Below are 24,766 nucleotides of genomic sequence, written 5' to 3'. Positions count from 1 at the left end.
TCCAAAAAACTTATTTTGAATAGACCTCAGGTTTTAAAACTCCGATGTACGGCAGATTACGGTACTTCTCAGCATAGTCGAGACCGTAACCAACAACAAACTCATCAGGAACGATAAATCCAACATAGTCTGCATTAATATCAGCCTTTCTTCCAGTAGGCTTATCCAAAAGTGTAACAATTTTAATGGATTTTGCCTTGCGATAACGGAATAATTCAACGATATAACTTAGTGTTAAACCACTATCGATAATATCTTCAATTACTAGAATATCTCTTCCCTCTACAGAAGTATCCAAGTCCTTGATGATTTTTACCTCTCCAGAAGATACGGTTGAGTTTCCGTAGCTTGACACATCCATAAAATCCATTTCTAAGTGTGTATCTACCCTCTTTAACAGATCGCCCATAAAAGGCATAGCTCCTTTTAGTATTCCAATTGCTAAAGGAAATTTATCCTTATAGTCCTCTGTTAAAGTATTACCTAATTCTTTAATTTTTTGCTGTAATTCTTCCTCGGAAAATAAAACCTTCTCAATATCCTGCTTCATTCTTTAAAGCCCCCTAAAATCATTGCGTGTATTGTAGTACGATATAGTGTGATTTTGTTTTACATGTTGCTTCATGTGATGACTTTTTCAATCCTGGAAGCCACAAAATCTCTCCTTGTTCATCCTCGACTATCGGCCAGAAATTACGCCGGTGAAGGGGTATTTTTTCATCGATGAAGATATCCTTCACTTTTTTAGAACCATTCATTCCTTTTAGCGTCATTTTATCTCCGTTTTTTCTCGTACGGACATAAATGGGCAATTGGATTTTGTCTGGATCGACGACGAAACAGTCATTTCCGACCAAGCCTCTAGGATAGTTCCTCCACACTTGACTCTTTATCTCACTACCATCTTCAAGTTTATAAAGCCCAGGTGAATCAATCTGGAATCGATAGGGGCTTACGTTATCCTTATAATCCGTATAAGTATATGTACAACTATCATAAGATTTTACAATTCGTAACCCCGAAGGAAAATGCAATTCTCCGGATGGATGGCTACTCTCCAAGAAAGTTAACAAATTGTCGATATGTATGGCAGAAAGAGAAGGAGGAAGTTCTTTGTAGAGATAGTTTAATATTAGTTGAATCCCTCTTCTTTGTAAAGATTTTGGCATTGCTAAAAAGGTAGATATTTCAATCTCTATTTCGTTACCTTCATTCCTTTTCATTACTTTATTCATTTTCTCACTTGTTAATTCATCTAAAACCTGATTATCCTCTGTAATGTATTGACTAAATCGCAAAAAATGCTCATGTACCGCAGAATTTTCCTGTTTTAAAAATGGAAGAACATGATGTCTAAATCGATTTCGTACATAGTCGTCTTTTTCATTAGAAGGATCGCGTCTTGGAATAAGATTCATTTTGAGGCAATACTCTTCAATTTCAGTTCTTGTTACTGCTAAAAATGGACGAATAATCGTTCCGCATGAAAAGGGGCGGTTTATTTGTATACCCGCATACCCGATTCCTTTACTGCCTCTTACCAATCTCATTAGAATCGTTTCAATTTGATCATCCCCATGATGTCCAAGTGCTAAATGATCTGCTTTATATTTTCTCATAAGTTCATCAAAAAAATGATACCTTATTTCTCTGGCAGCTACCTGGGAACTTAAACTGTGTTTCTTTTTATAGGATGTGACATCGAATTGGATTGATTCAAAAGGAATTTTATACTCCTCACAAAACCCCTTTACGAACAGTAAATCCTCCTCTGATTCTTTCCCTCTGAACATGTGGTCAACATGGGCAGCAATAAGTGTTGAATATGAACCCTTTTGATGATGATACAAATAATGCAGTAAAGCAAGGGAATCCGGGCCACCGGATACCCCTACTATTATTGTGGATTCCTTCTTTATTAATTCATGTTTCTCAATAAACTGGTTTACTTTTTCAATCATTGTCGGACCAATCCTTTTTACGGAACTAAAGAATACATTTATCGTATCACTTTCCAAAGCAATTTTACAGAACTTGTCCATACAGATAAAGTAGATATCCCAGTGATACAAAGAGAAGCAATAATACCGTTTCAAGAACGCCGCCCTTTTGTTTTTTTGGCTTCGGTTGTTTATTCACCCTCGATAGATTTGGATTAGAATGATTACTTCTTGTTGGTATAGTCTTCGTTTGTGGCTTTCTTGCTGCCCGTGTTTTTTGAACAGAAGCATGCCCCTTACTAGCTTGGCTTAACTTCATAACTAGATCTTTTCTCATGTCTTGAGCGCGCAGATATTTTCCGTCTATCGCTTGATAAAGGGCCGTATCTATTTTTCGTAGAGACTCCGTATTTGCAATAATAGATTTAAGTTGGTTTACAGGTTGGTCTGTTCTTGTAAACCGGTTTGGATAGGCTGTATTAATGATAATCATTGCAACTGCAAATAAATCATAGGAAGGTTCTGCTTTTCTCGAGCCCGCTCCCCAATATCCACGGTCAAAAAATTCGGTAAACTCCTTAATAGCTCTACCTTGCACAGTTGTTCCACCAACGTCGATACATCTTATTTTAGGCGGGTTTCCAGCAACAAGGAGATTATCCGGTTTTAAGTCGCCAAATACCCACCCTTCTTGATGGAGACGGTCTAAATCAGCTAGTAACTGCAAACATAGGATTCCCGTCCATTCTTTTCCTCTTTTTTCAATGAAAGACAAAAAACTTTCTCCTCGAATATATTCCATTACATAAAAGGAGATTGGGCTGGTGACACCCGGTCTTATCCAATCATCAACATCTATAAAAGAAGGTCCAAGGGCAGAGCCTTGGACCTTTGAAAAGTGTTTAAGTACATTCACCTCTGACGTAATTGTTACGCCATTTTCACTTATTTTTAAAGCCACAGGGCCATTCATACTTTCCGCTAAATAGACAATACCATTGGCACCTTGTCCTAAAGGTCTCACAATACGATATGATTTTTTATGCCATTTTCCAGTGATAACAGTACCAGGGGAAACCTTACATACCTGACTCTTCGTAGTATTGTTCATCATCACGAGACAACAAGCTCCTTAATGATCTTTTTTTCTTGAAGTGGGTAAGTGCTTCACGAATTGCTGGACCAGTTGGCGTGATTCCACCGGTTGTTAGCTTTGGAAAAATACTAGATAAAGATTCTAGTCTTGGCGTCCAATCTAATACCCTTTCGACTTCGACTTTTTTCCCAGGAAATACAAACACAGAAAATTGATTGTCTCCCATTCTCGAATTTAGACTAATCGAGAGATCCAGTAAGGCTTCTTTTACTGTTGGCAACTTGTGCTTCATACTTGCACTCGTATCCACTAAAACTAAAACCTCTAAATCAACCGTTTCACCAAGCTCATCAACTACCTCCATTACTTCTCCACGTTTCTCTGGCGGAAGGTCCTCCATTGATGTCTTCGATCCAAGGATTTGCTGAAGCTCCTTGTTGACCACCCCTTGTAGGGTTTGGGTCATCGCTTGCTTTGTCACCATTTGAACAGTTTGTGATAACTGAGTGGAATAAACGATTTGGCTTACGCCTCCACCAGCAGTTGCCATACCTTCTATTTCCTGCATTCCTTGTTCATCAATCGTATCCTGCTCTACTACCCCAATAACATTAATCGTAATTCCCTGCTCTCTAGCAAGAGCAGCCATTGCAATCGGATCTTCCCCTTGGTTTGAACAACCATCCGTAATTAATAGAATTTGCTTCAATGTGCCTTTTTGCACGTTCCATCCCCTCCAACTGATTTAAAGTTAGTAACAGGATGGACAAAATAATAGTCTTTTAAACCCCTTTCGATAGAATCAAATCGCCTTGCTCTTTGTTTTCTGGTACGCATACGCTGGGATGGCTGCCCATTTTGGTGTATTATGTTTTATCTTTGTCACAACAATTGTCATATCATCTTCAATTTGCCCCGATCTAGTGCGGATAACCTCCTCCATAATTAAATCTGCAATCTCTTGCGGGTCATTCGTTTGGATTTCTTTTATTTTACGTTTCATCCACATATCATGATTTTCGACATGCTTTGGACCTTCAAAAATGCCATCGCTCATCATGATTAAAAGGTCACCAGCCTTTAATTGTTCATCAACTACCTCCACTTCAAAGTCCTCAATGATTCCCATTGGTAGATTACTTGCCTGTATTTTACTAATTTTGTCTCCTCTCTTTATATAACTTGGCGTCGAGCCGATTTTTAAGAACTTTGCACTTGCGTCTTGAAGATCAATAACCGCTAAATCTAGCGTTGAGAATATTTCATCTGTTGTTCGTAATGAGAGTATGGAGTTGACTGATTTAATCGCAACTTTCTCTTCAATACCAGATTGGAGGATTTTCTTTAATAACTCCAAAGTTTCATTGCTTTCGTAATGGGCACGCTCTCCATTGCCCATTCCATCACTGATGGCTACCGCATGCTTTCCAACTCCTAATTCAATTGTTGAATAACTGTCGCCCGATACAAGTCCTCCACCCTTGGCAGCATGGGCAGCACCTGTATCAATGACATAGGCTTTTGCCGAGCCTAGGGTTACGTGACAAAATCCGTTTGGATAAGCTGAGCATTCCTCCCTTTTTACGAGAATTGTTTCTTCAAGAATATCGGATAGCATTGGTGCAATTAACTTTTCACACTCCCCACTTCCATTGCAATATGGAATACTTAATTCGATATCTACATTTCCTTGCTCCACACTATAAATCTCTACATGGCCTATTTGAATTCCAAATGATTGTAAGGCATCAAGTATTTGCTCCTCTAACAAATGATGGTTTTCACCCTCGCGTTGAATCTCCTTGGCAAAATCACTCATTACCTGAGACACACCTAATAATTGATCGGCTACTAGTTTTCTACTCTCCTTTACTTGTTTCTTAAGCTTTTGATTTGCTTGATAATACGTAAATTCCTGTTCGACCGCTTCAATTACTTTTTTCGATCGTACACAATGCTTTTCCCAGTCTCTCGTAAGTTTGTGATTATACATGAGAGAATTTGTTTCACAACCATGCATAATATCTTTCATGTAATCATATGTTTTATTAAAGTTCTTGGACCAGCACGCCTCCTTTTTGAAACACGATTGGCACGTTTTTTCTGTTACATTGCTTAGAAACAGATCGACTTCACGGTCCTTATCCTCATCTTCAACGGGATATCCGTATTCTGAAAAACTATTAGATAAAGCTTCAAACACAGTTGAAAATTGCGAAACGCGATGAGCTGTTACATCACGAATTTTACGAAGGTATTGCTGCTGTTCTGCACTATGCTCCGGTGTGCCTGGAATATTCTTTGCCACTTTACTTATTAAACCTTTAGGCGTCAGTAAAAATAAAAGAATTGCTACACCAGATTCATATAAAGTAGGAATAATTTGACTCGCACCTTCTCCGTAAAGGCCAATTAAGAGTGTTCCTACAATTAATCCAAGTGCCACTCCAGCTTTTTTTCCTTCTTTTAAGAGGCCACCTAGCAAACCTGAAAAAGCGAGAAGACTCATTTGATACAAGCTCGTCACATTAGCTAGACTTAAAATTAGACCCGTTACAACCCCAACAGTGGATCCAATGGTCGCTCCTGCTACAAATGCAAACAAAAGGACGACATACCTAGAAAGGATATTTGAAATGGACATCTCGTATACGAGCCAGCCCATTGTTCCTGTTAACACAGAGGCAATTAAAATAATTAAACAAATAACTTCTTCCGTTTTAAACGATTGTCTCCTTCGTTTCTCTGTTAATAATGGTACGCTTTGCAGAAATATTAAGGTTAATATAAAGGCTAGACCCGAGCCAACACCGATCATTACCCCATCATGTATTGTGATTGCACCTTGTGTAAGATAAAGAATTCCCGCCTTAGTGATTGCCGATGAAATTAACACAAGTGTTGGCAACGCTTTAATCAAATCAACCTTAAACCTCTGAAGAACCTTATAGATTACAAGAAAAAAGGCTATGGATAAAAATGTGAAAATAGTCACATCAGCCGAAAGGGTAAACGATCCCGCGACAACAGCTGCCATCGCTATTCCTGCCTTCCCTTTTTTCATCATAAAGACTGCTGCGAAAAAGGGTAATGCGAAGGGGGTTAATTCATTCAGGATAAGAGCTCGTCCTAATAAAAACCCGACAACTACTAGTAAAAGCCCTTTTAGTAGAAATAGATTTATAAGTTTGGCTTGAAAACGCTGAAACCATTTAGACACAGTGTCCTGCGTTTTTTCAATGGCTACATCTGTAATGGGCGCACTTAAATTCCTCTCTATTCTTTCCATTTACAAACACTCCCCGTATTTAATAGTTGTCTGTTATTATACAGTTGATGAAATACGTATTTTGTCAAAACAACAGGAGCAAACGGAAAAATCATTCGACTGCTTGTCCAGTATTCCTACAAAATAAATGTCATATGACGAATTATAGGAGTGTAATTTAATCCGTTTGCGGAGAATTTCATAGAATATCGTTTGTATTGTGCGAATTTTTGTATTATTTTTCTTCAATACAAAAAATATTGACGAATGAATAGACAGAAGGTATTATATAACTTGTGCTTACTTACTAGAGTTTGAGACAGAGTTTGTCGAACTCAGGTATTTTATAAATTTTTGCACTCATTTATCCTATGGCGGTGTAGCTCAGCTGGCTAGAGCGACGAGCAAAACTTCCATGAATCATCTACGAGTTGTTCCGACGCATCAATCATCTTCGAATTTACTTGAAGAGGAAGGAACATATTAACTCTTTTAGAAAATATACTAATTCAGTACTCATTTATCCTATGGCGGCGTAGCTCAGCTGGCTAGAGCGTACGGTTCATACCCGTGAGGTCGGGGGTTCGATCCCCTCCGCCGCTACCATAATAATTAGGCCCGTTGGTCAAGCGGTTAAGACACCGCCCTTTCACGGCGGTAACACGGGTTCGAATCCCGTACGGGTCATCTGAAACAGTGTGAGATTTTCACACTGTTTTTTTGTTATTATGTTGTAATAACTGCATTCCTGATAAAACAACCCGTTTCCTAAAAAAGGCATACAAAAAGCACCCAAATTGGGTGCTTTTAAATTTATATATAGAGCTACAGCAGCAGGTTATCCTCTTCTCGCTCCACGTCCACCTCGTTTTGACTCGGTGTTACGCTTTAAGGAAGATAGACGATCTTCACTGTCTTTTAGAAAGCGATTCATTTTTTGTTCAAAGCTTTCAGTTTTATTGTTATTACGTTGGTCATTTCGGTTATTACGTGGACCATTGTGACGTGGACGCTGTGGTTGTGGATTCGGATTCTCTTTAGCTTTTTTAATAGATAATCCAATCTTTCCATCTTTCTCAACGTTTATTACCTTGACCTCTACTTGGTCACCAACTTTTAAATGCTCATTAATGTCTTTAACATAATTGTCAGCGACTTCACTAATATGGACAAGACCAGTTGAGCCTTCTGGCAGCTCCACAAACGCTCCAAAATTCGTAATTCCTGTTACCTTCCCTTGAACCTTGCTGCCTACTTCGATTGACATAAAAAAAATGCTCCTCCTTAAATTTGAACAAAATCATTTATATACATTATACATAATATAAAAAACGAGTGTCAATAAGACTAAGACCCATCTCCCACTTTAAAAATAATTTCACCTTCCTTAGATAGAAAATAATCCCTGCGGATTATTTTTTCGATATACTCATCATTGTTGAGTTTTACGATTTCCTCTTCAAGAAGTACCTGCTCATCTTTTAGTGCGGTGAGTTGTTCTTGTAGTTTTTCCTTCTCAGCAACTTTTTCATTCATCGTCTTATGTTGTGACAGAACCATTGAAACAAGCCCATAAGAAATGATTGCAACTAAGAGCGCAAATGCAATCAATCTTCTAATCAAGCCTTTTCGTTTCACTTGAAGGGCTTCTTCTTGCTGTTTATATTTTTCCATATATGTTGATTGTAATTGTGTTACGTTTTTCTTTCGAACTGCACTCATTGTAGAGAATGCCTCCTATTGTTTCCTAATCTTCTTCCACCATTTTATCAGTATAGGTTTGATATTCTCTACCTTTTTTAAAAATCCTGCACATTTCCAAAAAATCTTTTCTACATTTTTCGTAACGGCCGACGGCATCAGCCTCCAGATGATAATTCCAATCCACTTGATTGGTGCAAAACAGATTTTGATTAATATCCAACAGGTTTTTAGAAGAATTTTCCCGAGAACGAGTAAAATATTCAAGATACCCAGCAGAATCACGATAATGAGTTGATACAACATTTTAATTGGTCGAATGATAAGGAATTCGCCCATACGGAGTAAGAACTCATAAAGACGTATGAAGGCTTGTATGATGTGTTCTAGTGCCTTAACATAAAATGACTTTATTAAACTTTGATAAGCTGCAAATCCACATAATATCGCAATAAACACATAAAATCGCAGTTCACCCTCATTTACTAGTAAAAGTGTATAAAAGAACAATAGGCCTTGTACAATCCAAAATAAAATGTCATTGATAAAAACAAAGAAATACTTTCGTCTTGAACGATTTAAAAAACGTTGGTACGTATCAAGAGAGGCCCCTAGCCAACCTCCCATACAAATCATTGCAAGCAATGTATAGAACTGGGTTGACAGGGTCATCTAAATAACTTGCCAAAGAATCCTTTAGCCTTCTCCGTCGAATGATCGTCCAAATAACTAATGTCATAGACTCTTCCTTTGATTGATACAATACCTTTTTCCACATCTAGATTCTTCATTTGCAGGTTTTGGCCACGAATTGCTAGGAAACCCATAACAGTCTCAAGTAAAAATTCTTCATTATCAAAGCTTTCCACTTGCTTTACACCTGTTATGTCAAGAAGCTTACGACTTCTCATAATCACATCATGTTCTTGCACAGTTCCTTTATTAGGCGGCGTTCCATCGTAGTATTGGTTCATCTTCTAACCCCCACATTCATACTTAAGTGATCAAAATAACCACTTGTTTAATAGTAAAATGTATGAGAATGTGGGTGAGTTTAGAACAAGCCTTAGGTAGATTATCAAATGTTTACGCTTCTACTTTTTCCTCTTTCACGATGGAATAAAGCTTATTTGCATCTTCTTTTTTTGTTGTTTCTTGTAGATCTTCGATTTTCACAGTTACTATTTTCTGACCAAAACGGATTGTTAACTCATCACCTATTTTCACATTGCTACTTGCCTTTGCAGCTATTCCATTAATGAGGATTCTGCCTTGGTCTGCAACCTCTTTTGCTAACGTGCGTCGTTTGATTAGTCGAGAAACTTTTAAGAATTTATCCAAACGCATGATTTCACCTCTTTCCTCTAATCAAATGCGCCTTGGCGTATTTGCGCCTGATTTTTAGGCCCACAGGAAGTGGTTCATAAAGACGTTGCCACAGGACATGGCGTTTTTAGTCTTTAATCTTACTGCTCGAAAAACTTCCTTTGAAAAATCATGGCATCCGCCGGAGGCTTATAAATTTATTTAGTCATTATTTGACGTTCCCAAAATTTTGTAACTTTATTAACATTGGTTCCATACTAGAATGTAACTTCTGCTAAATAAAGTTACAGTCCTGCTTGTTTTGCTTTTTCCCAGATTGCATCAAGTTCTTCAAGGGTTTGTTCTTCTATCTTTAGCCCTTGTTTTCTTAGTTCTGTTTCTATAAATTGAAAACGTCTTACGAACTTTTGATTTGTCATGGCAATTGCTTCTTCTGGATCAAATTTATAAAATCTTGCTATATTAGCTAAAGCAAAAAGGATATCTCCGAATTCTTGAATGGCATCTCCTTTTTGTTTTTCTTCTACTGCTACCTTGTATTCTTTTATTTCTTCAAAAACCTTGTCCCACATTGGCTCAACAGCATCCCAATCAAACCCAACCTTCGCTGCCTTTTTTTGATATTCGACAGCTTTCATTAATCCAGGCAATCCCTTTGTAATCTCATCAAAGATGGACTTTTCTGCCCTATTACTGCCTTTTTCCAATTGTTTAATTTGCTCCCAGTTTGTCACAACTTCATCTGCAGTTTCTGCCGTTACATCACCAAATACATGTGGATGCCTTCTAATCATCTTTTCGGAAATTCCACGAATGACATCATCAATTGAAAACATGCCTTCATCCTCACCAATTTGGGCATGTAGTGCCACTTGGAGAAGTACATCTCCTAGTTCCTCTGCTAAATGATCATCATCTTCACGATCAATTGCATCAAGTACCTCGTAAACCTCTTCTAGTAAATATTTCTTTAACGATTGATGAGTTTGTTTTTGATCCCACGGGCATCCCCCAGGACCTCGTAATGCAGCAATAATTCTTCTGAAAGTCCGGAAATCATGATAGAGAGATTCTACTTCTTGAACTGGAGGGACATAAACGCTTGTCAGATTGTTCACCTCTACTCCTCGATCCAATTCATATAGAGGGACTTTAGTGATTTTTTCGTCCTTACTACCCGCTGCTGTTACAATATATACTTCATATTCATCAGGTAATTGCTCCATTAGTGTTAATTTAACATTTGAAGCTATGTATTGATCATAGACCTGACAAATAATAATATGCTGTGATAGCTGTAATTCATCTTTTTCAAAAGACAAAGCATCAATGAATTGAAAACCTTCAATTGGATCAATTCTTAATGAAGCCAATAAAGGATCGATAAAGCTTTGGCCCCCCTCAATTTTTACTTGAAGATTTTGATCCTCAAGTAAAAGCTGAATCGTCTTCTCTGCTACCATCGGGTGCCCGGGCACAGCATAAACAATTTCCTTTGTTTTCGCTTCATTCCTTAGTATGTCGACTATTTCATCATATACATCCTCGAATTGCTCATGTTTTTCATAAATGTCGTCAAAGGAGTGATACCTAATTCCCTCAGCTTCTAATTCCTTTATAACAGGATGCTCCTTCGTTCGAAGATACAAATGTTCAGCAGCCGAAAGTTTACGATAAATGCCTAATGGAAGCTGTGATAGGTCTCCAGCACCTAGGCCAATAACTGATATCATGCTCTCTTTCCTCCTTTAAGTAGATGTTAAAAAGTGCGGTGAATATGACACATCGAATTTCTGCGTTGTCTTGCTTCTCCGGTCCTCACGTATTTACTGCATACGCTCCGGTCCTCGGGAGCTCGCGTCGCCTTGAAATTTCGACGCACAGGACGTGCTAGTGTCGACAAGACATGAGGACGTGGCGTTTTTGTCGACGCGGTCCTCTTCATCCTCCTTTTTAATCACGACCCTTTAATTAGCCTAATAAGGAAGGTTCCTTTGGATCCAATCGGGACTTCCGAAAGTTCTTCTTCTGAAAATACACTCCCTCTTATAATAAAAAACAGATAGGTTACTCCTCCAATAATTACAGAGGTTAATGCCTCGAAGCTAGCAAACATGCGACTTTCCCCGCCTATTGGAAACACCTTATGCAAACTCCATCGATAGCAAAAAATAACTAGCCCCATGGCAATCATTGCAAATAAGACACGATAAAGAAAGGACCAATTTTGTAAGGCACCGGGGAGTTTTCTTTTAATAATCGACATATGTAGGACAGATGTCCCTCCAAAGGCAATGAAGGTTGCAACAGCTGCTCCAACTGTTCCGTATCCTGGAATTAATAACAGGTTGAAAATCCATTTTACTAACATTCCAATAATGACCACGATTGCCGGTAAGAATGGATGGCCCAGCCCTTGTAAAATAGCCGTAATCGATTGGGATAATGTTGTAAATAAAATAGATAAACCGATAATCGTGAGTATGTTTGTTCCCAGGTCATTACGAAATAACATGATATTTGTGGGTTCAAGGACACATGCAAGACCTACTGAAGCCCCAACTCCAACAACTATACTTAGACGAAATGTTAAATCAACCTTTGCTTCAATAAAAGCTAGGTCGTTTCTAGCCTTTGCACTTGCAATTAATGGGACAAGCGATAATGCTAATGATGTTGCTACCACAGTTCCAAGCTGAAGGAGTGGTTGTCCGCGGTCATAAATTCCTTTTGCTTGTTTTGCTGCTTCCTCCTCTACTCCCCCTGAAATCAAAAAAGAGTATACAGTGAAAGAATCAACCAACTGAAAAAGAATCAGTAACAAAGCACTAATGCAAATTGTCATCCCCTGTGTGAAAAGGATTTTGATAATTTCTATCGTTTTTATCGAAGCGTTTGAAAAAGGTCTCATCTGATGGCTCTTTTTTCTTTTAAGTAAGTAAAACAAGAGAACTGAAAGAGCTGCAAAGCCTCCAGTTATCGAACCAAATATCGCTCCCGCTCCAGCCACATATGCTCCATACCCATAATCCAAAAGTAGAAATGACATGAACAAAATCGTTACGACACGAATTGATTGTTCAGTTACTTGTGAAACTGCGGTTGGTATCATATTTTTATGACCTTGAAAAAAGCCACGAAAGACAGAGATAAAAGGCAAGAGTAAAAATGAAAATGAAATCACTTTTATTAGTGGTGTGAGTTTTTTGTCACCCATCCAACCTGCAACGACTTCAGCACCCCAGTATAAAAAACTAAATAATAGTACTCCCAATCCTAATAACGTAAATAGGGTGATATATAGTATTTTTATGACAGAGACTTCATCATCTTGTTCTAATTTTTCCGCTAGAAGCTTTGATATAATCACTGGAAATCCATATGTAGAAAAAACAAGGACAATCCCGTAGATCGGATATACCTGTTGATAAATATAAAAGCCAATATCCCCTGCGATATTTTGATACGGGATACGGTAACCAGCACTAAGTATCTTGGTGATCAAACCGGCTATGGTAAGAATGAAAGCACCTTCCCAAACTCGCTTTGATCTCTCTTCGGATTGGACGCTCATCGCCCATCTCCTTCCTAATCAAATGCGCCTTGGCGTATTTGCGCCCAGATTTTTAGGCCCACACGAGGTGGGTCACAAAGACGTTGCCACAGGAAGTGGCGCATTTAGTCTTTGATCTTATGCTCGAAAAGTTTCATTTAAAAATCTGTGGCATCCGCCGGAGCATAAACTTTATTCAGTCCGACTGAATATAGTTAAATAATTTCCAGTGTATTATAACATACTTCCCCAGACATTACCCTTAACGGAAGAAAAGGCAGCTATATTAGCTACCTTTTCCATGGATCAAACATTCGTTTTTTATTACTGTTCCATTTGTCTCGCAAGGAACCCGGCTGCCGTTTCGACGGCTTTTTGTTCTACTTCTCCGAGTGCTTTTTCTTTTGATAATATGACAACAGCACCAATTGGGTCTCCATTTGCAATAATCGGACCAATCGTATAAGATGAGATTGTTTCGTCAGCACCCTCAACGATGGATACTTGGCGCTCTTCTGTTTCTAAAATAGAAGTTCTGTCTTCCATCGACTTTTCAATGAGTTCGCTTATGTTTTTATTTAAGTATTCTTTCTTGGAGCCTCCTGCAACCGCAATAAATGCATCACGGTCACAAATAAGTACTTGGTGTCCTAAGCTATCAAAAAGTGCTTCCGCATACTCCTTTGCAAAATCGCTTAGTTCACTAATCGGAGAATATTTCTTTAAAATGACCTCTCCATCACGATCAACAAAAATCTCTAATGGGTCTCCCTCTCTAATACGTAGCGTTCTACGGATCTCTTTCGGGATAACTACTCGACCTAAATCATCAATTCGACGAACAATACCAGTTGCCTTCATTCTTATGATGCCTCACTTTCATCTGATGATTAAAGAATAGTGGTGATTGATGTACAATTTGTATAGATTTGAATAAATCACCATTTGTTGTTGAGTTTAGTATCTTACACCAACAGAGTTCTATTCACGATGAATGTGATTTTTCGATAGAGGAAAAAATAACCATACACAAGAACTATAGGCAACTCAGACTTTGGTTCTATTCGTTAGAATTTCATCTATGTCACCTGAATTAAACTGCATTCACATTTTCCTTTTTGACATCTTGTAATCCTTTGACCATATCATGAATAATGCCTAGCCATTGGTTAGCCTCAATTCCCTTTGTTTGGATAACAATCTTTAATTTACTACCTTCCATTCCAAGGCTAATCATACGGCCAAATGTATTTCCTAATTTAAAAATCTTCCCGCCATCAATTTGACTGCTTGCCTCTTCTGAGAGCAGAATGGTAATTTCCTGCTTAGCTTGTTTTATGGAAATAACCTGCTCTTCCAAAGCAAATACCTTTATTCTGGCAATCTTAAATAGGTATTCTACCTGTTCTGGATATTCACCAAATCGGTCAATCATTTCCTCTTGCAATTCTTCGACATCCTCCATCTCCGTGATGCCTCTAAATCGCTTATACATATCTATTTTTTGGCGGCCATCAGAAATGTACGCATCCGGGATATACGCATCTACCTCAACATCAATTTCCACATTAGCTGGTTTTACAGTAGTTGTATCACCTTTACGTTCCTCAATTGCCTCTTTCAACATTTGTGAATAAAGGTCAAATCCAACTGAATCAATAAATCCGTGCTGCTGCGCTCCCAAAATATTACCTGCACCACGAATAGAAAGGTCTCTCATTGCAATTTTGAAGCCTGAACCAAGCTCTGTAAATTCTTTAATCGCTTGTAATCGCTTTTCTGCAACTTCGTTCAACACCTTATCCTTTCGGTATGTAAAGTAAGCATAGGCAACACGATTCGAACGCCCAACACGCCCTCTTAGCTGATAAAGTTGCGAGAGTCCCATCCGGTCTGCATCCTGAACAATCAATGTGTTCACATTTGGAATATCAACACCTGTTTCGATAATGGTTGTTGTTACTAAAACATCATATTGACCGTCAAGGAAATTTAATATCACTGCTTCGAGTTCGTTCTCAGTCATTCTTCCATGAGCATATGCAATCCTTGCATCAGGAACTAGCATCGAGATTTCTTCCGCCTTACGCTCAATATCCTCAACCCGATTATATAAGAAGTAAACTTGACCATCCCTTGCCATTTCCCGTTCAATCGCTTCCCTTATAAGTTCACCATTGTATTCCACAACATATGTTTGAACAGGAAAACGATTCTCAGGTGGCGTTTCGATAACGGACAAATCACGGACTCCAAGCATGGACATGTGAAGCGTTCTCGGGATTGGTGTTGCCGTTAAAGTAAGCACATCAATATTCGCTTTTAACTTTTTGATTTTTTCCTTGTGTGTAACACCAAAACGTTGTTCTTCATCGATAATTAATAGCCCAAGGTCTTTATACGTAATATCTTTAGACAATAGGCGATGTGTTCCGACAACGATGTCAACTGTCCCAACCTTTAGCCCTTTTGTTACTTCCGTTTGTTGTTTCTTTGAACGGAATCGACTCAATTGGCCAATTGTTATAGGGAAGTCCTGGAACCTTTCGCGGATTGTTTCGTAGTGCTGTTGTGCCAAGATTGTGGTCGGAACTAAAAAAGCAACCTGTTTTCCATCCATAATAGCCTTGAATGCAGCGCGAATGGCAACCTCCGTCTTTCCATAACCCACATCTCCACAGAGAAGGCGGTCCATCGGACGTTCACGTTCCATATCCTTCTTAATTTCCTGAATCGATCTTAACTGATCTTCTGTTTCTTGATATGGGAATGACGCCTCAAATTCTCTTTGCATTTCTCCATCAGGAGAAAATGCATATCCCTTACTTGCCTCTCGCTCGGCATACAACTTTATTAAGTCATCTGCTATATCCTGAACAGAGGATTCAACCTTTTTCTTTACACGTTTCCAATCAGTTCCACCTAATTTGTAAATCTTCGGATCTTTACCTTCTGAAGCTACATATTTTTGCACCTGTTCAATTTGGTCAACAGGTACATAGAGTTTGTCATCACCTTGATAGCGAATATGCAAATAATCCTTGTGGATTCCATTAATCTCTAAGGTTTCAATGCCTAAATACTTTCCGATACCATGATTTACATGAACAACATGGTCGCCAACCTGTAATTCTGAATAGCTTTTTATCCGCTCGGCATTTGAAAGCTTTTGCTTTCGTTTTGTTTTTTGCATTTTCTTCTTAAAAAGCTCTTCCTCAGTGATAACTGCGATTCGTTGCAACGGTAATTCAAAGCCGTCTTGTAAATCCCCAAGCAAGATTTGTGCTTTTCCTAGTAAAATATCTCCATCACTCTTACTTGTAAGTACATCGATTTCATAATCTGACAGGACCTGTTCCAGCTTTTTCACTCGGTCCTCATTTGAACCAAGGAAAATAACTGTATATTTACCCTTCTGCCATCGTTCCAATTCTGCTTTAAGGACATGCATCTGGCCATGGAAGTTTTGCATCTGTTTGCAGGACATATTTAAAATGTTCTGTGGGCTTGTATGTGGTACATGCCTTAGAAAAAGAGATAGATAAACCAAAGGATTAGTTGACTGATGTATAAGCTTTGTAAATTGGTGAGACAAGGTAATGTTATGAATAATCTCCCCTTGCGATAAAAGACTTGTTACCCACTCAGCTTCTTCTTTATCAAGACTATCAGCCATCTCCTGAACTCTACTAATTTCATCTAAAAGTACGAGACCATTTGCAGGTAAATAGTCTAGTAAACTAGCAGGCGTATCATAGACAAGAGATAGATATTTGAACATTTTCTGCAAAATTTGACCACTTCTCATCTGTTCAAGTTCGTAGGAAATGTTCTCTAATAACAGTTTTTTTGCTTTCTCATCTTTAACCTTTTTAAGGCTTTTTGCTAGTCCTTCTTCTAATACATGTACGCCTTTATCTAAGTGCTTAGGTGTTAATAAAATTTCGGTAGCAGGTCCAATAGTGATTGAGTCAATTTTCGCCTGTGATCGTTGATCCTCTAGTGAGAATGTGCGAATGGAATCTACCTCTGTATCAAATAACTCAATACGTACAGGATTTTCTTCTGTTAAGGGATAGATATCGAGAATTCCACCTCTTACGCTGTATTCCCCGGGTGCTGATACCATTGACACACGTTCATATCCCATCTCAACCAGTTTTTCTAAAATAGACTCCACTTCTATATCATGTCCAACCGTAAATGTCAGCTGACTTTCATTCCATAGTTTCTTAGGTGGAAGGAGTCTCTTTAAACCTGCTATTGGAGCAACTATGACACCCTTTGATTGATGACTCCAATAATTTAGAGCCTCAATACGCTGGCCTTTTAACTCGGGGCTTGCAATTCCTATTTCTGATGCAATTAATTCATTCACAGGATATAGAAAAACCTCGTCTTCTTCTAAAAGACCGTTTAAATCCTCATAAATTTTCTGTGCCTGAAACAAATTATGGGTAACGACCAATATCGGTCGATTTGTTTGTCTATAGAGAGCTGCCGCAAACACAGTTCGAGCTGAACCAGATATACCGGCTATTAATTGCTCACGCAAGCCTCCTTCAATTCCATTTATAATTGATTTTAACTCATCATTATTCCCAACATATTGTTGTAGTCCCTTAAGCAACTCGGAAACCCCCTCTCGAAGTTTTTACGTGTATAGTAGTAACTCGTGCTTAAATAGATTCATTCATTGGATGTGAATCTCGTAAAATGGAGCTTCGCGCCTTTTTACATAAATAGAAAAACGCTTTGGTTGCGAAGGCCAAAGCTTTTCCTCTTATTGAATAAATGATTCATATTGATGAAAATCAGGATTCCGTTGCAACGCTTCCTGACAATCTTCACATATTGTTTTTACATGAATGTCGCCATTTGATTGGTAAGATATCATCTCTTGTCGTTCTTGGTCAGTTAATTGATGAAATCCAAGACTCTCACTATGTAGGGATAGGTTATCAATACTTCCAACCTTCACACCACAATGTCGACAATGGTAGTGTAGTGACATAAGAATCCTCCTTTTTACGGATACGACCATAGTTTACACTTTCTAGTATAAACCGCGTTGGGATTCTTTATTCACTGCCTCTTACCTTATCATACTACACTACTTTGCATTAAATTCGTTCATTACTTGTAAAAATGATGTTGACACCCATTTTTCTGCAGCTTCAGCGGACTTTTGGATTGCATCTTGAATATCCTGCAAATCCTCAGCTGGAAAACGACCTAAGACATAATCAGCTATCTTCATGCCGTTTGTAGGGCGATTGATTCCAATTCGAATACGCTTAAATTCCTGAGTGCTCAGGTGCTGAATAATGGATTTCATTCCATTATGGCCCCCTGCACTTCCTTTTTCGCGCAACCTAATTTTTCCTACTGGTAAGTCAAGCTCGTCATATACAACAAGTATATCTTCAACTAGAATATCATAATAATCCATGAGTGGCCTGATACTTTCTCCCGATAAATTCATATATGTGAGAGGCTTTAAAAGAATAACCTTCTCCCCATTCACCATGCCTTGACCAAATACTCCGTTGAATTTTGCCTTATCCAGCGGTATATGTAATTGATTAGAAAGCTCATCAATAACCTTAAACCCAACGTTATGTCTTGTCTCCTCGTATTGCCTACCGGGATTTCCCAACCCTACTATCAACTTCATTTTTTCCCCCACCTTGTTAATTCAAAAGTAAAAGGCGCCCATCTATCGGCGACAAGCATAAGACAAGCGCTGGCAGAAGGTGCCTTTTACCTTCAGATGTGATTGTCTTATGACCTCGAGCTGATGGCGCCTGGAACTGGATGTCGCAAAAGGACGTAACCGTTTTGGTCACGTCCAACCTTTTTCTTTAGCCTTCTTCAGATTCGTTAGTTTCTCTACCCTCTAGGTTTTCAGGTTCGCCAGGTTCTTGTTCTTCTCCTGTGCTAATCTCTTCTTCCTGTCGTGGTGCAAGAACAGAAGCCACGACCTGTGAAGTATCTTGGTTAATTGTAAATTTACCTTTTGTATCAATGTCCTCTAACGTAACAACATCGCCAACCTCTACGTTTGACACATCCACATCAATTGTTTGCGGAATATCGGTTGGAAGTGCAGAAATGGACACTGAATGGATGGACTGCTGAAGCACTCCGCCATCCTTCACTCCAGACGCTTCCCCAACTAAATTAATATTCACGTCAACGGTAACTTCTGTTGACATGTTTACGATTTGGAAATCTGCATGAATGATTTCACTTTTAATTGGGTCTGTTTGAACTTCTTGTAGCATAACAGAATGCTGGTTATTTTGAATTGCAAGTTTGATAATTCCATTACGACCAGTGGTGCGAATCGTTTTTAAAAAGTCTGCACTATTTACGTAAATGGGTTGACTTTGATTCGGCCCATTTAAGACTGCCGGGATGTTTCCCGCTTGTCTAATCTTTGTTAATGTAGAATTTTTATCCTTTACTCGTTCTGTCGCTTCTAAAACTACAGACATTCTATACACCATCCTTGGAAGATTTAGTCATATTACTAAATTTCCCCTAAAGATGATGAAGTAAACCTTCTTTTTAAAAAGAAAGGAAGCTTTCTTAATCAAATAATGTGCTTACTGATTGTTGCTCGTGAACACGTACGATTGCTTCACCGATTAGTGGAGCTACAGAAAGCTGCTTGATCTTACTGATTTGTTTCTCTTCTGGCAATAGAATCGTATTGGTTACAATCAATTCTTTGATTTTTGAATTTTGAATACGTTCAATTGCTGGTCCTGATAATACAGGGTGTGTACAACATGCATATACTTCAGAAGCACCATTCTCGACAAGTGCATTTGCAGCTAACGTAATTGTCCCTGCTGTGTCAATAATATCATCAATCAATATTGCCGTTTTCCCCTCAATGTTACCAACAATATTCATCACTTCTGCCACATTTGGCCTTGGGCGACGCTTATCTATAATCGCGATAGGAGCCTTTAAACGATCCGCCATTTTACGTGTACGTGTAACCCCACCATGATCTGGAGATACAATAACAATATCTTCAAGATTCTTGGCTTTGAAATAATCAGAAAGAATTGGCACGCCCATTAGGTGGTCAATCAAGATATCAAAAAAGCCTTGGATTTGCGGTGCATGAAGATCTAACGTAATTACACGATCTGCACCTGCTGTTTCTAACAGATTTGCAATTAACTTTGCTGTAATTGGCTCACGTGCACGTGCTTTTCGGTCTTGTCTTGCATACCCGTAATAAGGCATGACAATATTTATAGTCTTTGCGGAAGCACGTCTAAGTGCATCAATCATAATTAATACTTCCATGATATGTTCATTTACAGGAGCACTCGTTGATTGAATAACAAAAACATCGCATCCACGAATACTTTCTTCAATGTTAATTTGAATTTCTCCATCGCTAAAACGTGTTACAGAGCACTTCCCAAGCTCAACACCAATTGACTTAGCAATTTCTTCAGCCAAAGGTGCATTCGAATTCAACGAAAATACCTTTAAACTTGAGTCACGGTATTCATTAGGCATGATCTTACTGACCTCCATTAGGAATTTTTCTTTTGATTTAAGATCTCTACATAATTTTCTTTATTAACTTGGCGAGCTCTAGCTATTGAAAGTGCGTTGCTAGGGACTTCACTTGTTATTGTTGAGCCAGCCGCAACGTATGCTCCTTCGCCAACTGTCACTGGAGCCACTAAATTTGAATTACATCCAATAAATGCATTGTCTTCGATTTTTGTTAAGAATTTATTTTTTCCGTCATAGTTGACAGTGATAGAGCCGCAACCAATATTTACATTTGTGCCAACCTCCGCATCTCCAATATAGCTTAAGTGAGATGCTTTACTTCCTTCACCAAAAACAGCCTTTTTTAGCTCAACAAAGTTTCCAACTTTTACTTTGTCACTAATTTGAGATGCTGGACGGATATGCGCAAACGGTCCGATTGCTACATCATTTCCAATACTACTATCATGTGCAACTGAATGTCGGATCACAGTACGATCACCAATCTTACAATTCTTTATTTCTGAATTTGGACCAATCTCACAATCCGAACCAATTTCAACATCGCCAATAATCATAGTACCGGGATGTAAAACAGTGTCTGAACCGATTTTGGCATCTGATGAAATGTACGTATTATCCGGATCGATGATGGTAACACCATTCATCATGTGCTGTTTATTGATTCTTTGTTTCATTAACGTTTCTGCCTGAGATAAGGCATAACGATCATTCACTCCAAGTGTCTCCTCGAATGATGCTGTTTGGAATGCAGATACAATTTCGCCCTTACTTTTCAGAATTTCAATGACATCTGGAAGATAATATTCGCCCTGTACATTGTCATTGGATACATTTGAAAGCGCTTCAAATAGTGCTTCGTTATCGAAACAATATGTACCCGTATTGATTTCGGTAATTGTTCGTTCTTCATCTGTTGCATCTTTATGTTCTACGATACGCTCCACATGTCCTTCTGCATTACGGACAATTCTCCCATAACCTGTTGGCTCCGAAGCCACAGCTGTTAGGATTGTTGCCTTAGCGCCAGCATCTTCATGCTGTTTTAATAACGCCTCCATCGTTTCTGCTGTTATAAGCGGAGTATCTCCACAAACGACTAATGTTACTCCCTTTTCATTTGCTAAGTGGTCTGTTGCCTGCATAACAGCGTGCGCTGTGCCTAATTGCTCAGCTTGAAGGGCATATTCGCTTTTATCTCCAATTTGTGCTTTTACAGTTTCTGCTCCGTGTCCAACTATTGTCACGAGTTTTTGTAAGGATAATGTTGAAAGTTGATCTACTACATGCTGTACCATTGGTTTTCCACATACAGGATGCAGTACCTTGTAAAGCTTAGACTTCATACGTGTTCCTTGCCCAGCGGCCAAAATTACGCCGTATCTTTTTGTCATGTTCAGGCCTCCAATTAACCTAATCAAATTCGCCTCGGTGAAATTGCGACCAAAATTTTCGAGCACGCCTGAAAATTTTTCTTTGAAATCGCATATCTCCGCCAGAGGCTTTAGCATTATGCAAACCTCAATTGCAAAATGTTAAACCTTTTTATCCATTTCGAATATATCTTAAAAAGAGACCATTTTCAAGAAAACTAACGAAAGTACATGTTTTTTTAACTGGAAAAAGTTTATTGGGGATAAGGAGGGAAAGAAAAAGAGCCTATGTATATGTAGGCTCTTTGATGTAATAATTTTTTATTTTATGATGCGCCCGCTTCTTCAAACTCAACCTCTACTTCACCTAAACGGTGATACTCAGCTAGTACAGCATCTTGAATCTTTCCACGAGTACTTGAGTTAATTGGATGAGCGATATCGCGAAACTCACCATCTGGAGTACGTTTACTTGGCATTGCAACAAATAAACCATTGTTTCCATCGATTACACGAATGTCATGTACAACAAATTCATGGTCTAACGTAATTGATGCAATCGCTCTCATTCTACCTTCAGTATTAACGCGGCGTAATCTAACGTCTGTCACTTCCATTCTGTTCACCACCTTTTTGACTATATAAAAACTTAGTTATTCATATTCAACGAAAAATCGGAATCTCCTGCTAAATATCAAATATTTTTTTAAAAAGATTCATACTTTTTTGTGAATGAACAGAATGTTAGTGAATAACGCTATTATTTTACGAGTGCGATTACCTCAATTTCTACTAAAACATCTTTAGGAAGTCTTGCCACTTCAACAGTAGAGCGGGCTGGTTTATGCCCGGCAAAGAATTCCCCATAAATTTCATTTAGTTCTGCAAAGTCATCCATATTTTTAATAAATACAGTAGCTTTAACAACTGTTTCAAGAGATGCGCCCGCTTCAGCTAAAACAGCTTGCAGATTCTTAAAAACCTGTACCGTTTGTTCTTTAATTCCTCCACTAACAAGTTCACCAGTTGGTGTTAGAGGAATTTGCCCAGAACTAAAAAACATATTATTGACAATGATTCCTTGTGAATATGGTCCAATTGCAGCGGGTGCTTGATTCGTTTGTACCTGCCTCATTCTTCTTCCCCCATCTCATCTTCAATTTCTACTTGTCGTAAGTATGATTCATAATTTCCAACAGCAACTTTAATTTGTTTTTCTTTCACATCAACATCTGTAAGTTTTACTAAGGATATGTACTCATCCACTAGTCTTTCTTCTACACCTTCAGATTCAACTAGGACACCGATCCCTTTAACGTTTGCATTGAACTCTTCAAGGATACTAACCATTCCATTTACAGTTCCGCCAGCTTTCATAAAGTCGTCGATAATTAGGACATTTGCTCCTTCCTTCAAACTCCGCTTAGCTAGTACCATTGTCTGTATCCGCTTTGTAGATCCGGATACGTAATTAATACTTACAGTAGAGCCTTCAGTCACTCGATTGTCATGTCTTACAATGACAACGGGAACGTCTAGATATGATGCAACTGCATATGCCAATGGTATCCCCTTTGTTGCAACAGTCATAACAATATCAATCTCATGATTGGAATAAATAGAAGCAAAGATTTTCCCGATTTTATTAACAATTCTCGGGTCTCCTAGTATATCAGTAAGATACAAATAACCACCCGGAAGAAGCCTATCTGGATTTGCTATTACCTTACAAAGTTCCTCAACAACCTCACTCGCTTCATCTTCCCCGACCATTGGAATAAATTTTACTCCTCCAGCAGCTCCTGCTACTGTAATTAATGTTCCAATTCCTTGCTGCTCAAACGTTTGCTTGATAATAGCTAGATCTTCACTAATTGAGGATTTAGCAGAATCATATTTTTCAGCAAAATAAGAGAGAGAAACAAGGTGCTGTGGATGTAAAAGCAAGTGATTTGTCATATCAACAAGTCTACTACTCCGTCTAAATTTCATGGCTGCCTCCAAAAACCGAATATTTTATAGATAATATACCATTAATATACGTTTTTATTCAACCTTATTTCGCTCACCAAGCAATCTAACTGCATAAACCTGGTCACAAAAGCCACGCAATCCATTATAAATCCGCTGCATTCTAGATTCTCTTTGAACAAGTCCAAAAACAGTAGGTCCACTTCCACTCATTAATACTGCATCCGCACCGAACCGTTTCATTTGCTCCTTTATGTTTGCTACTTCCGGATGGAGCTTAAGAGTTACATCCTCTAATACATTTCCGACACGATCACAAATCCCGCCAAAGTCCTTCATTTCAATTGCTCGAATCATCCCATCCACGTCTGGATGATTGATTTGATCAATTGAAAGGTTCCGATAGACATCTGCTGTTGAGACCCCTATTGTTGGTTTTGCTAATATGATCCAACAATGTGGGGGTGCAGGTAATTCGGTTATAATTTCACCTCTGCCAGTCGCAAGGGCAGTCCCACCATAAACACAAAAGGACACATCTGAGCCAATTTCAGCTCCAATCGATGCTAGTTCGTCTAAACTCAGACCAAGGTTCCAAAATTTATTTAGTCCCCTTAACGTTGCGGCTGCATCACTGCTTCCACCAGCGAGCCCTGCAGCCACTGGTATTGATTTTGTAATCGAAATAACGACGCCCTTTTTTACTCCGTATCGCTTTTTCAGTAAGCTTGCAGCCTGATAAGCTAGGTTACGGCTGTCATCCGGTACAAAACGATTATGGGAAACGACCTTAATTTCATCCCCCTCATAATCGGATAATTCAAGCCTGTCCGATAGATCGATAGTAGTCATGATCATCCGCACCTCATGATAACCATCCTGGCGCTTATGTAATACATCGAGCGCTAAATTGATCTTTGCCGGGGCCTTAACTAATAATTTCATGAAAACACCTGCTTTAAACGTAAAATTCAATATTGACATTGT

General features: G+C 38.6%; 23 protein-coding genes and 2 tRNA genes. 2 read left to right on the top strand and 23 right to left on the bottom strand.

The genetic code is table 11. The features are described 5' to 3' along the window. Nucleotides 1–10: 10 nt before the first annotated feature. The 5 genes from hpt to spoIIE all read right to left on the bottom strand — a co-directional run bounded on the left by hpt (nt 11) and on the right by spoIIE (nt 6,325). Nucleotides 11–550, bottom strand: coding sequence for a hypoxanthine phosphoribosyltransferase (gene hpt / locus AC6CHV_RS24700; RefSeq protein WP_121449289.1), 540 nt, complete (start codon nt 548–550; stop codon nt 11–13). A gap of 19 nt (nt 551–569) precedes the next feature. Continuing rightward, a complete protein-coding gene (tilS, locus tag AC6CHV_RS24695; protein WP_498079874.1) occupies nt 570–1,961 on the bottom strand; it encodes a tRNA lysidine(34) synthetase TilS in 1,392 nt (463 codons plus the stop codon). A gap of 64 nt (nt 1,962–2,025) precedes the next feature. After that, entirely contained in the window at nt 2,026–3,054 is a 1,029-nt protein-coding gene (prkT, locus tag AC6CHV_RS24690; protein WP_341333455.1) for a serine/threonine protein kinase PrkT, read from the bottom strand. Then, the gene (locus AC6CHV_RS24685) at nt 3,020–3,760 is read right to left on the bottom strand and encodes a vWA domain-containing protein (protein WP_099353505.1); all 741 of its coding nucleotides are present in this window, start codon (nt 3,758–3,760) and stop codon (nt 3,020–3,022) included. The genes prkT and AC6CHV_RS24685 overlap by 35 nt, the downstream gene beginning before the upstream one ends. A gap of 78 nt (nt 3,761–3,838) precedes the next feature. Next, complete coding sequence (spoIIE, locus tag AC6CHV_RS24680; RefSeq protein WP_341329587.1) at nt 3,839–6,325, bottom strand: stage II sporulation protein E; 2,487 nt, start codon at nt 6,323–6,325, stop codon at nt 3,839–3,841. A 508-nt stretch (nt 6,326–6,833) separates the two neighbouring features. On the opposite strand from spoIIE, the gene AC6CHV_RS24675 reads away from it, so the two are divergent. After that, nucleotides 6,834–6,910 (top strand) — tRNA-Met (locus AC6CHV_RS24675). Nucleotides 6,911–6,919: 9 nt separating this feature from the next. Beyond that, a tRNA-Glu gene (locus AC6CHV_RS24670) sits at nt 6,920–6,991 on the top strand. Between the two features lie 151 nt (nt 6,992–7,142). Here the strand turns inward: AC6CHV_RS24670 and AC6CHV_RS24665 are convergent. The 18 genes from AC6CHV_RS24665 to ispE all read right to left on the bottom strand — a co-directional run bounded on the left by AC6CHV_RS24665 (nt 7,143) and on the right by ispE (nt 24,724). Beyond that, nucleotides 7,143–7,571, bottom strand: coding sequence for a S1 domain-containing RNA-binding protein (locus AC6CHV_RS24665; RefSeq protein WP_440274410.1), 429 nt, complete (start codon nt 7,569–7,571; stop codon nt 7,143–7,145). An 80-nt stretch (nt 7,572–7,651) separates the two neighbouring features. After that, entirely contained in the window at nt 7,652–8,026 is a 375-nt protein-coding gene (locus AC6CHV_RS24660) for an FtsB family cell division protein (RefSeq protein WP_341329585.1), read from the bottom strand. Between the two features lie 15 nt (nt 8,027–8,041). Then, nucleotides 8,042–8,677: a spore cortex biosynthesis protein YabQ gene (yabQ, locus tag AC6CHV_RS24655; RefSeq protein ID WP_341329584.1), complete on the bottom strand. Its 636-nt coding sequence runs from the start codon at nt 8,675–8,677 to the stop codon at nt 8,042–8,044. Further along, nucleotides 8,674–8,979, bottom strand: a complete 306-nt coding sequence (gene yabP / locus AC6CHV_RS24650) for a sporulation protein YabP (protein ID WP_341329583.1) — start codon at nt 8,977–8,979, stop codon at nt 8,674–8,676. The genes yabQ and yabP overlap by 4 nt, the downstream gene beginning before the upstream one ends. Before the next feature lie 112 nt (nt 8,980–9,091). Next, nucleotides 9,092–9,352 carry a S4 domain-containing protein gene (locus tag AC6CHV_RS24645; protein WP_121449298.1) on the bottom strand — a complete coding sequence of 87 codons (261 nt, stop codon included), beginning with the start codon at nt 9,350–9,352 and terminating at the stop codon, nt 9,092–9,094. Between the two features lie 263 nt (nt 9,353–9,615). After that, on the bottom strand, nt 9,616–11,064 hold the full coding sequence (gene yabN / locus AC6CHV_RS24640; protein ID WP_498079873.1) for a bifunctional methyltransferase/pyrophosphohydrolase YabN: 1,449 nt from the start codon (nt 11,062–11,064) through the stop codon (nt 9,616–9,618). A gap of 224 nt (nt 11,065–11,288) precedes the next feature. Then, nucleotides 11,289–12,905 (bottom strand): oligosaccharide flippase family protein, encoded by a 1,617-nt coding sequence (locus AC6CHV_RS24635; RefSeq protein WP_498079872.1) that lies wholly within the window; start codon nt 12,903–12,905, stop codon nt 11,289–11,291. Nucleotides 12,906–13,208: 303 nt separating this feature from the next. After that, nucleotides 13,209–13,745: a stage V sporulation protein T gene (spoVT, locus tag AC6CHV_RS24630; RefSeq protein ID WP_099353514.1), complete on the bottom strand. Its 537-nt coding sequence runs from the start codon at nt 13,743–13,745 to the stop codon at nt 13,209–13,211. 232 nt (nt 13,746–13,977) lie between these two features. Beyond that, the gene (mfd, locus tag AC6CHV_RS24625; RefSeq protein WP_498079871.1) at nt 13,978–17,514 is read right to left on the bottom strand and encodes a transcription-repair coupling factor; all 3,537 of its coding nucleotides are present in this window, start codon (nt 17,512–17,514) and stop codon (nt 13,978–13,980) included. 153 nt (nt 17,515–17,667) lie between these two features. Then, nucleotides 17,668–17,898: an anti-sigma-F factor Fin gene (gene fin / locus AC6CHV_RS24620; RefSeq protein ID WP_121449302.1), complete on the bottom strand. Its 231-nt coding sequence runs from the start codon at nt 17,896–17,898 to the stop codon at nt 17,668–17,670. Nucleotides 17,899–17,997: 99 nt separating this feature from the next. Then, nucleotides 17,998–18,561, bottom strand: a complete 564-nt coding sequence (pth, locus tag AC6CHV_RS24615) for an aminoacyl-tRNA hydrolase (protein ID WP_341329579.1) — start codon at nt 18,559–18,561, stop codon at nt 17,998–18,000. Nucleotides 18,562–18,748: 187 nt separating this feature from the next. Beyond that, nucleotides 18,749–19,384: a 50S ribosomal protein L25/general stress protein Ctc gene (locus AC6CHV_RS24610; protein ID WP_341329578.1), complete on the bottom strand. Its 636-nt coding sequence runs from the start codon at nt 19,382–19,384 to the stop codon at nt 18,749–18,751. Between the two features lie 94 nt (nt 19,385–19,478). Further along, nucleotides 19,479–20,432: a ribose-phosphate diphosphokinase gene (locus AC6CHV_RS24605; protein WP_341329577.1), complete on the bottom strand. Its 954-nt coding sequence runs from the start codon at nt 20,430–20,432 to the stop codon at nt 19,479–19,481. Between the two features lie 17 nt (nt 20,433–20,449). After that, on the bottom strand, nt 20,450–21,829 hold the full coding sequence (glmU, locus tag AC6CHV_RS24600; protein ID WP_341329576.1) for a bifunctional UDP-N-acetylglucosamine diphosphorylase/glucosamine-1-phosphate N-acetyltransferase GlmU: 1,380 nt from the start codon (nt 21,827–21,829) through the stop codon (nt 20,450–20,452). 305 nt (nt 21,830–22,134) lie between these two features. Continuing rightward, the gene (gene spoVG / locus AC6CHV_RS24595) at nt 22,135–22,425 is read right to left on the bottom strand and encodes a septation regulator SpoVG (protein WP_010285377.1); all 291 of its coding nucleotides are present in this window, start codon (nt 22,423–22,425) and stop codon (nt 22,135–22,137) included. Between the two features lie 143 nt (nt 22,426–22,568). Continuing rightward, a complete protein-coding gene (locus AC6CHV_RS24590; RefSeq protein WP_121449307.1) occupies nt 22,569–22,943 on the bottom strand; it encodes a Rid family detoxifying hydrolase in 375 nt (124 codons plus the stop codon). Continuing rightward, nucleotides 22,940–23,800, bottom strand: coding sequence for a pur operon repressor (gene purR, locus AC6CHV_RS24585; protein ID WP_121449308.1), 861 nt, complete (start codon nt 23,798–23,800; stop codon nt 22,940–22,942). Before purR ends, AC6CHV_RS24590 begins: the two co-directional genes overlap by 4 nt. A gap of 54 nt (nt 23,801–23,854) precedes the next feature. Further along, on the bottom strand, nt 23,855–24,724 hold the full coding sequence (gene ispE / locus AC6CHV_RS24580) for a 4-(cytidine 5'-diphospho)-2-C-methyl-D-erythritol kinase (protein ID WP_121449309.1): 870 nt from the start codon (nt 24,722–24,724) through the stop codon (nt 23,855–23,857). Between the last annotated feature and the right edge of the window lie 42 nt (nt 24,725–24,766).

The sequence above is a fragment of the Ferdinandcohnia sp. GQ5 genome (assembly GCF_059759275.1).
This window is presented reverse-complemented; position numbering and strand designations above follow the sequence as displayed.

Excerpts from the sequence above, each read along its gene's own strand:
- hpt (WP_121449289.1), bottom strand. The coding sequence starts at position 550 with ATGAAGCAGGATATTGAGAAGGTTTTATTTTCCGAGGAAGAATTACAG.
- tilS (WP_498079874.1), bottom strand. The coding sequence starts at position 1,961 with ATGATTGAAAAAGTAAACCAGTTTATTGAGAAACATGAATTAATAAAG.
- prkT (WP_341333455.1), bottom strand. The coding sequence starts at position 3,054 with ATGATGAACAATACTACGAAGAGTCAGGTATGTAAGGTTTCCCCTGGT.
- spoIIE (WP_341329587.1), bottom strand. The coding sequence starts at position 6,325 with ATGGAAAGAATAGAGAGGAATTTAAGTGCGCCCATTACAGATGTAGCC.
- AC6CHV_RS24665 (WP_440274410.1), bottom strand. The coding sequence starts at position 7,571 with ATGTCAATCGAAGTAGGCAGCAAGGTTCAAGGGAAGGTAACAGGAATT.
- AC6CHV_RS24660 (WP_341329585.1), bottom strand. The coding sequence starts at position 8,026 with ATGAGTGCAGTTCGAAAGAAAAACGTAACACAATTACAATCAACATAT.
- yabQ (WP_341329584.1), bottom strand. The coding sequence starts at position 8,677 with ATGACCCTGTCAACCCAGTTCTATACATTGCTTGCAATGATTTGTATG.
- yabP (WP_341329583.1), bottom strand. The coding sequence starts at position 8,979 with ATGAACCAATACTACGATGGAACGCCGCCTAATAAAGGAACTGTGCAA.
- AC6CHV_RS24645 (WP_121449298.1), bottom strand. The coding sequence starts at position 9,352 with ATGCGTTTGGATAAATTCTTAAAAGTTTCTCGACTAATCAAACGACGC.
- yabN (WP_498079873.1), bottom strand. The coding sequence starts at position 11,064 with ATGATATCAGTTATTGGCCTAGGTGCTGGAGACCTATCACAGCTTCCA.
- AC6CHV_RS24635 (WP_498079872.1), bottom strand. The coding sequence starts at position 12,905 with ATGAGCGTCCAATCCGAAGAGAGATCAAAGCGAGTTTGGGAAGGTGCT.
- spoVT (WP_099353514.1), bottom strand. The coding sequence starts at position 13,745 with ATGAAGGCAACTGGTATTGTTCGTCGAATTGATGATTTAGGTCGAGTA.
- fin (WP_121449302.1), bottom strand. The coding sequence starts at position 17,898 with ATGTCACTACACTACCATTGTCGACATTGTGGTGTGAAGGTTGGAAGT.
- pth (WP_341329579.1), bottom strand. The coding sequence starts at position 18,561 with ATGAAGTTGATAGTAGGGTTGGGAAATCCCGGTAGGCAATACGAGGAG.
- AC6CHV_RS24610 (WP_341329578.1), bottom strand. The coding sequence starts at position 19,384 with ATGTCTGTAGTTTTAGAAGCGACAGAACGAGTAAAGGATAAAAATTCT.
- AC6CHV_RS24605 (WP_341329577.1), bottom strand. The coding sequence starts at position 20,432 with ATGCCTAATGAATACCGTGACTCAAGTTTAAAGGTATTTTCGTTGAAT.
- glmU (WP_341329576.1), bottom strand. The coding sequence starts at position 21,829 with ATGACAAAAAGATACGGCGTAATTTTGGCCGCTGGGCAAGGAACACGT.
- spoVG (WP_010285377.1), bottom strand. The coding sequence starts at position 22,425 with ATGGAAGTGACAGACGTTAGATTACGCCGCGTTAATACTGAAGGTAGA.
- AC6CHV_RS24590 (WP_121449307.1), bottom strand. The coding sequence starts at position 22,943 with ATGAGGCAGGTACAAACGAATCAAGCACCCGCTGCAATTGGACCATAT.
- purR (WP_121449308.1), bottom strand. The coding sequence starts at position 23,800 with ATGAAATTTAGACGGAGTAGTAGACTTGTTGATATGACAAATCACTTG.
- ispE (WP_121449309.1), bottom strand. The coding sequence starts at position 24,724 with ATGAAATTATTAGTTAAGGCCCCGGCAAAGATCAATTTAGCGCTCGAT.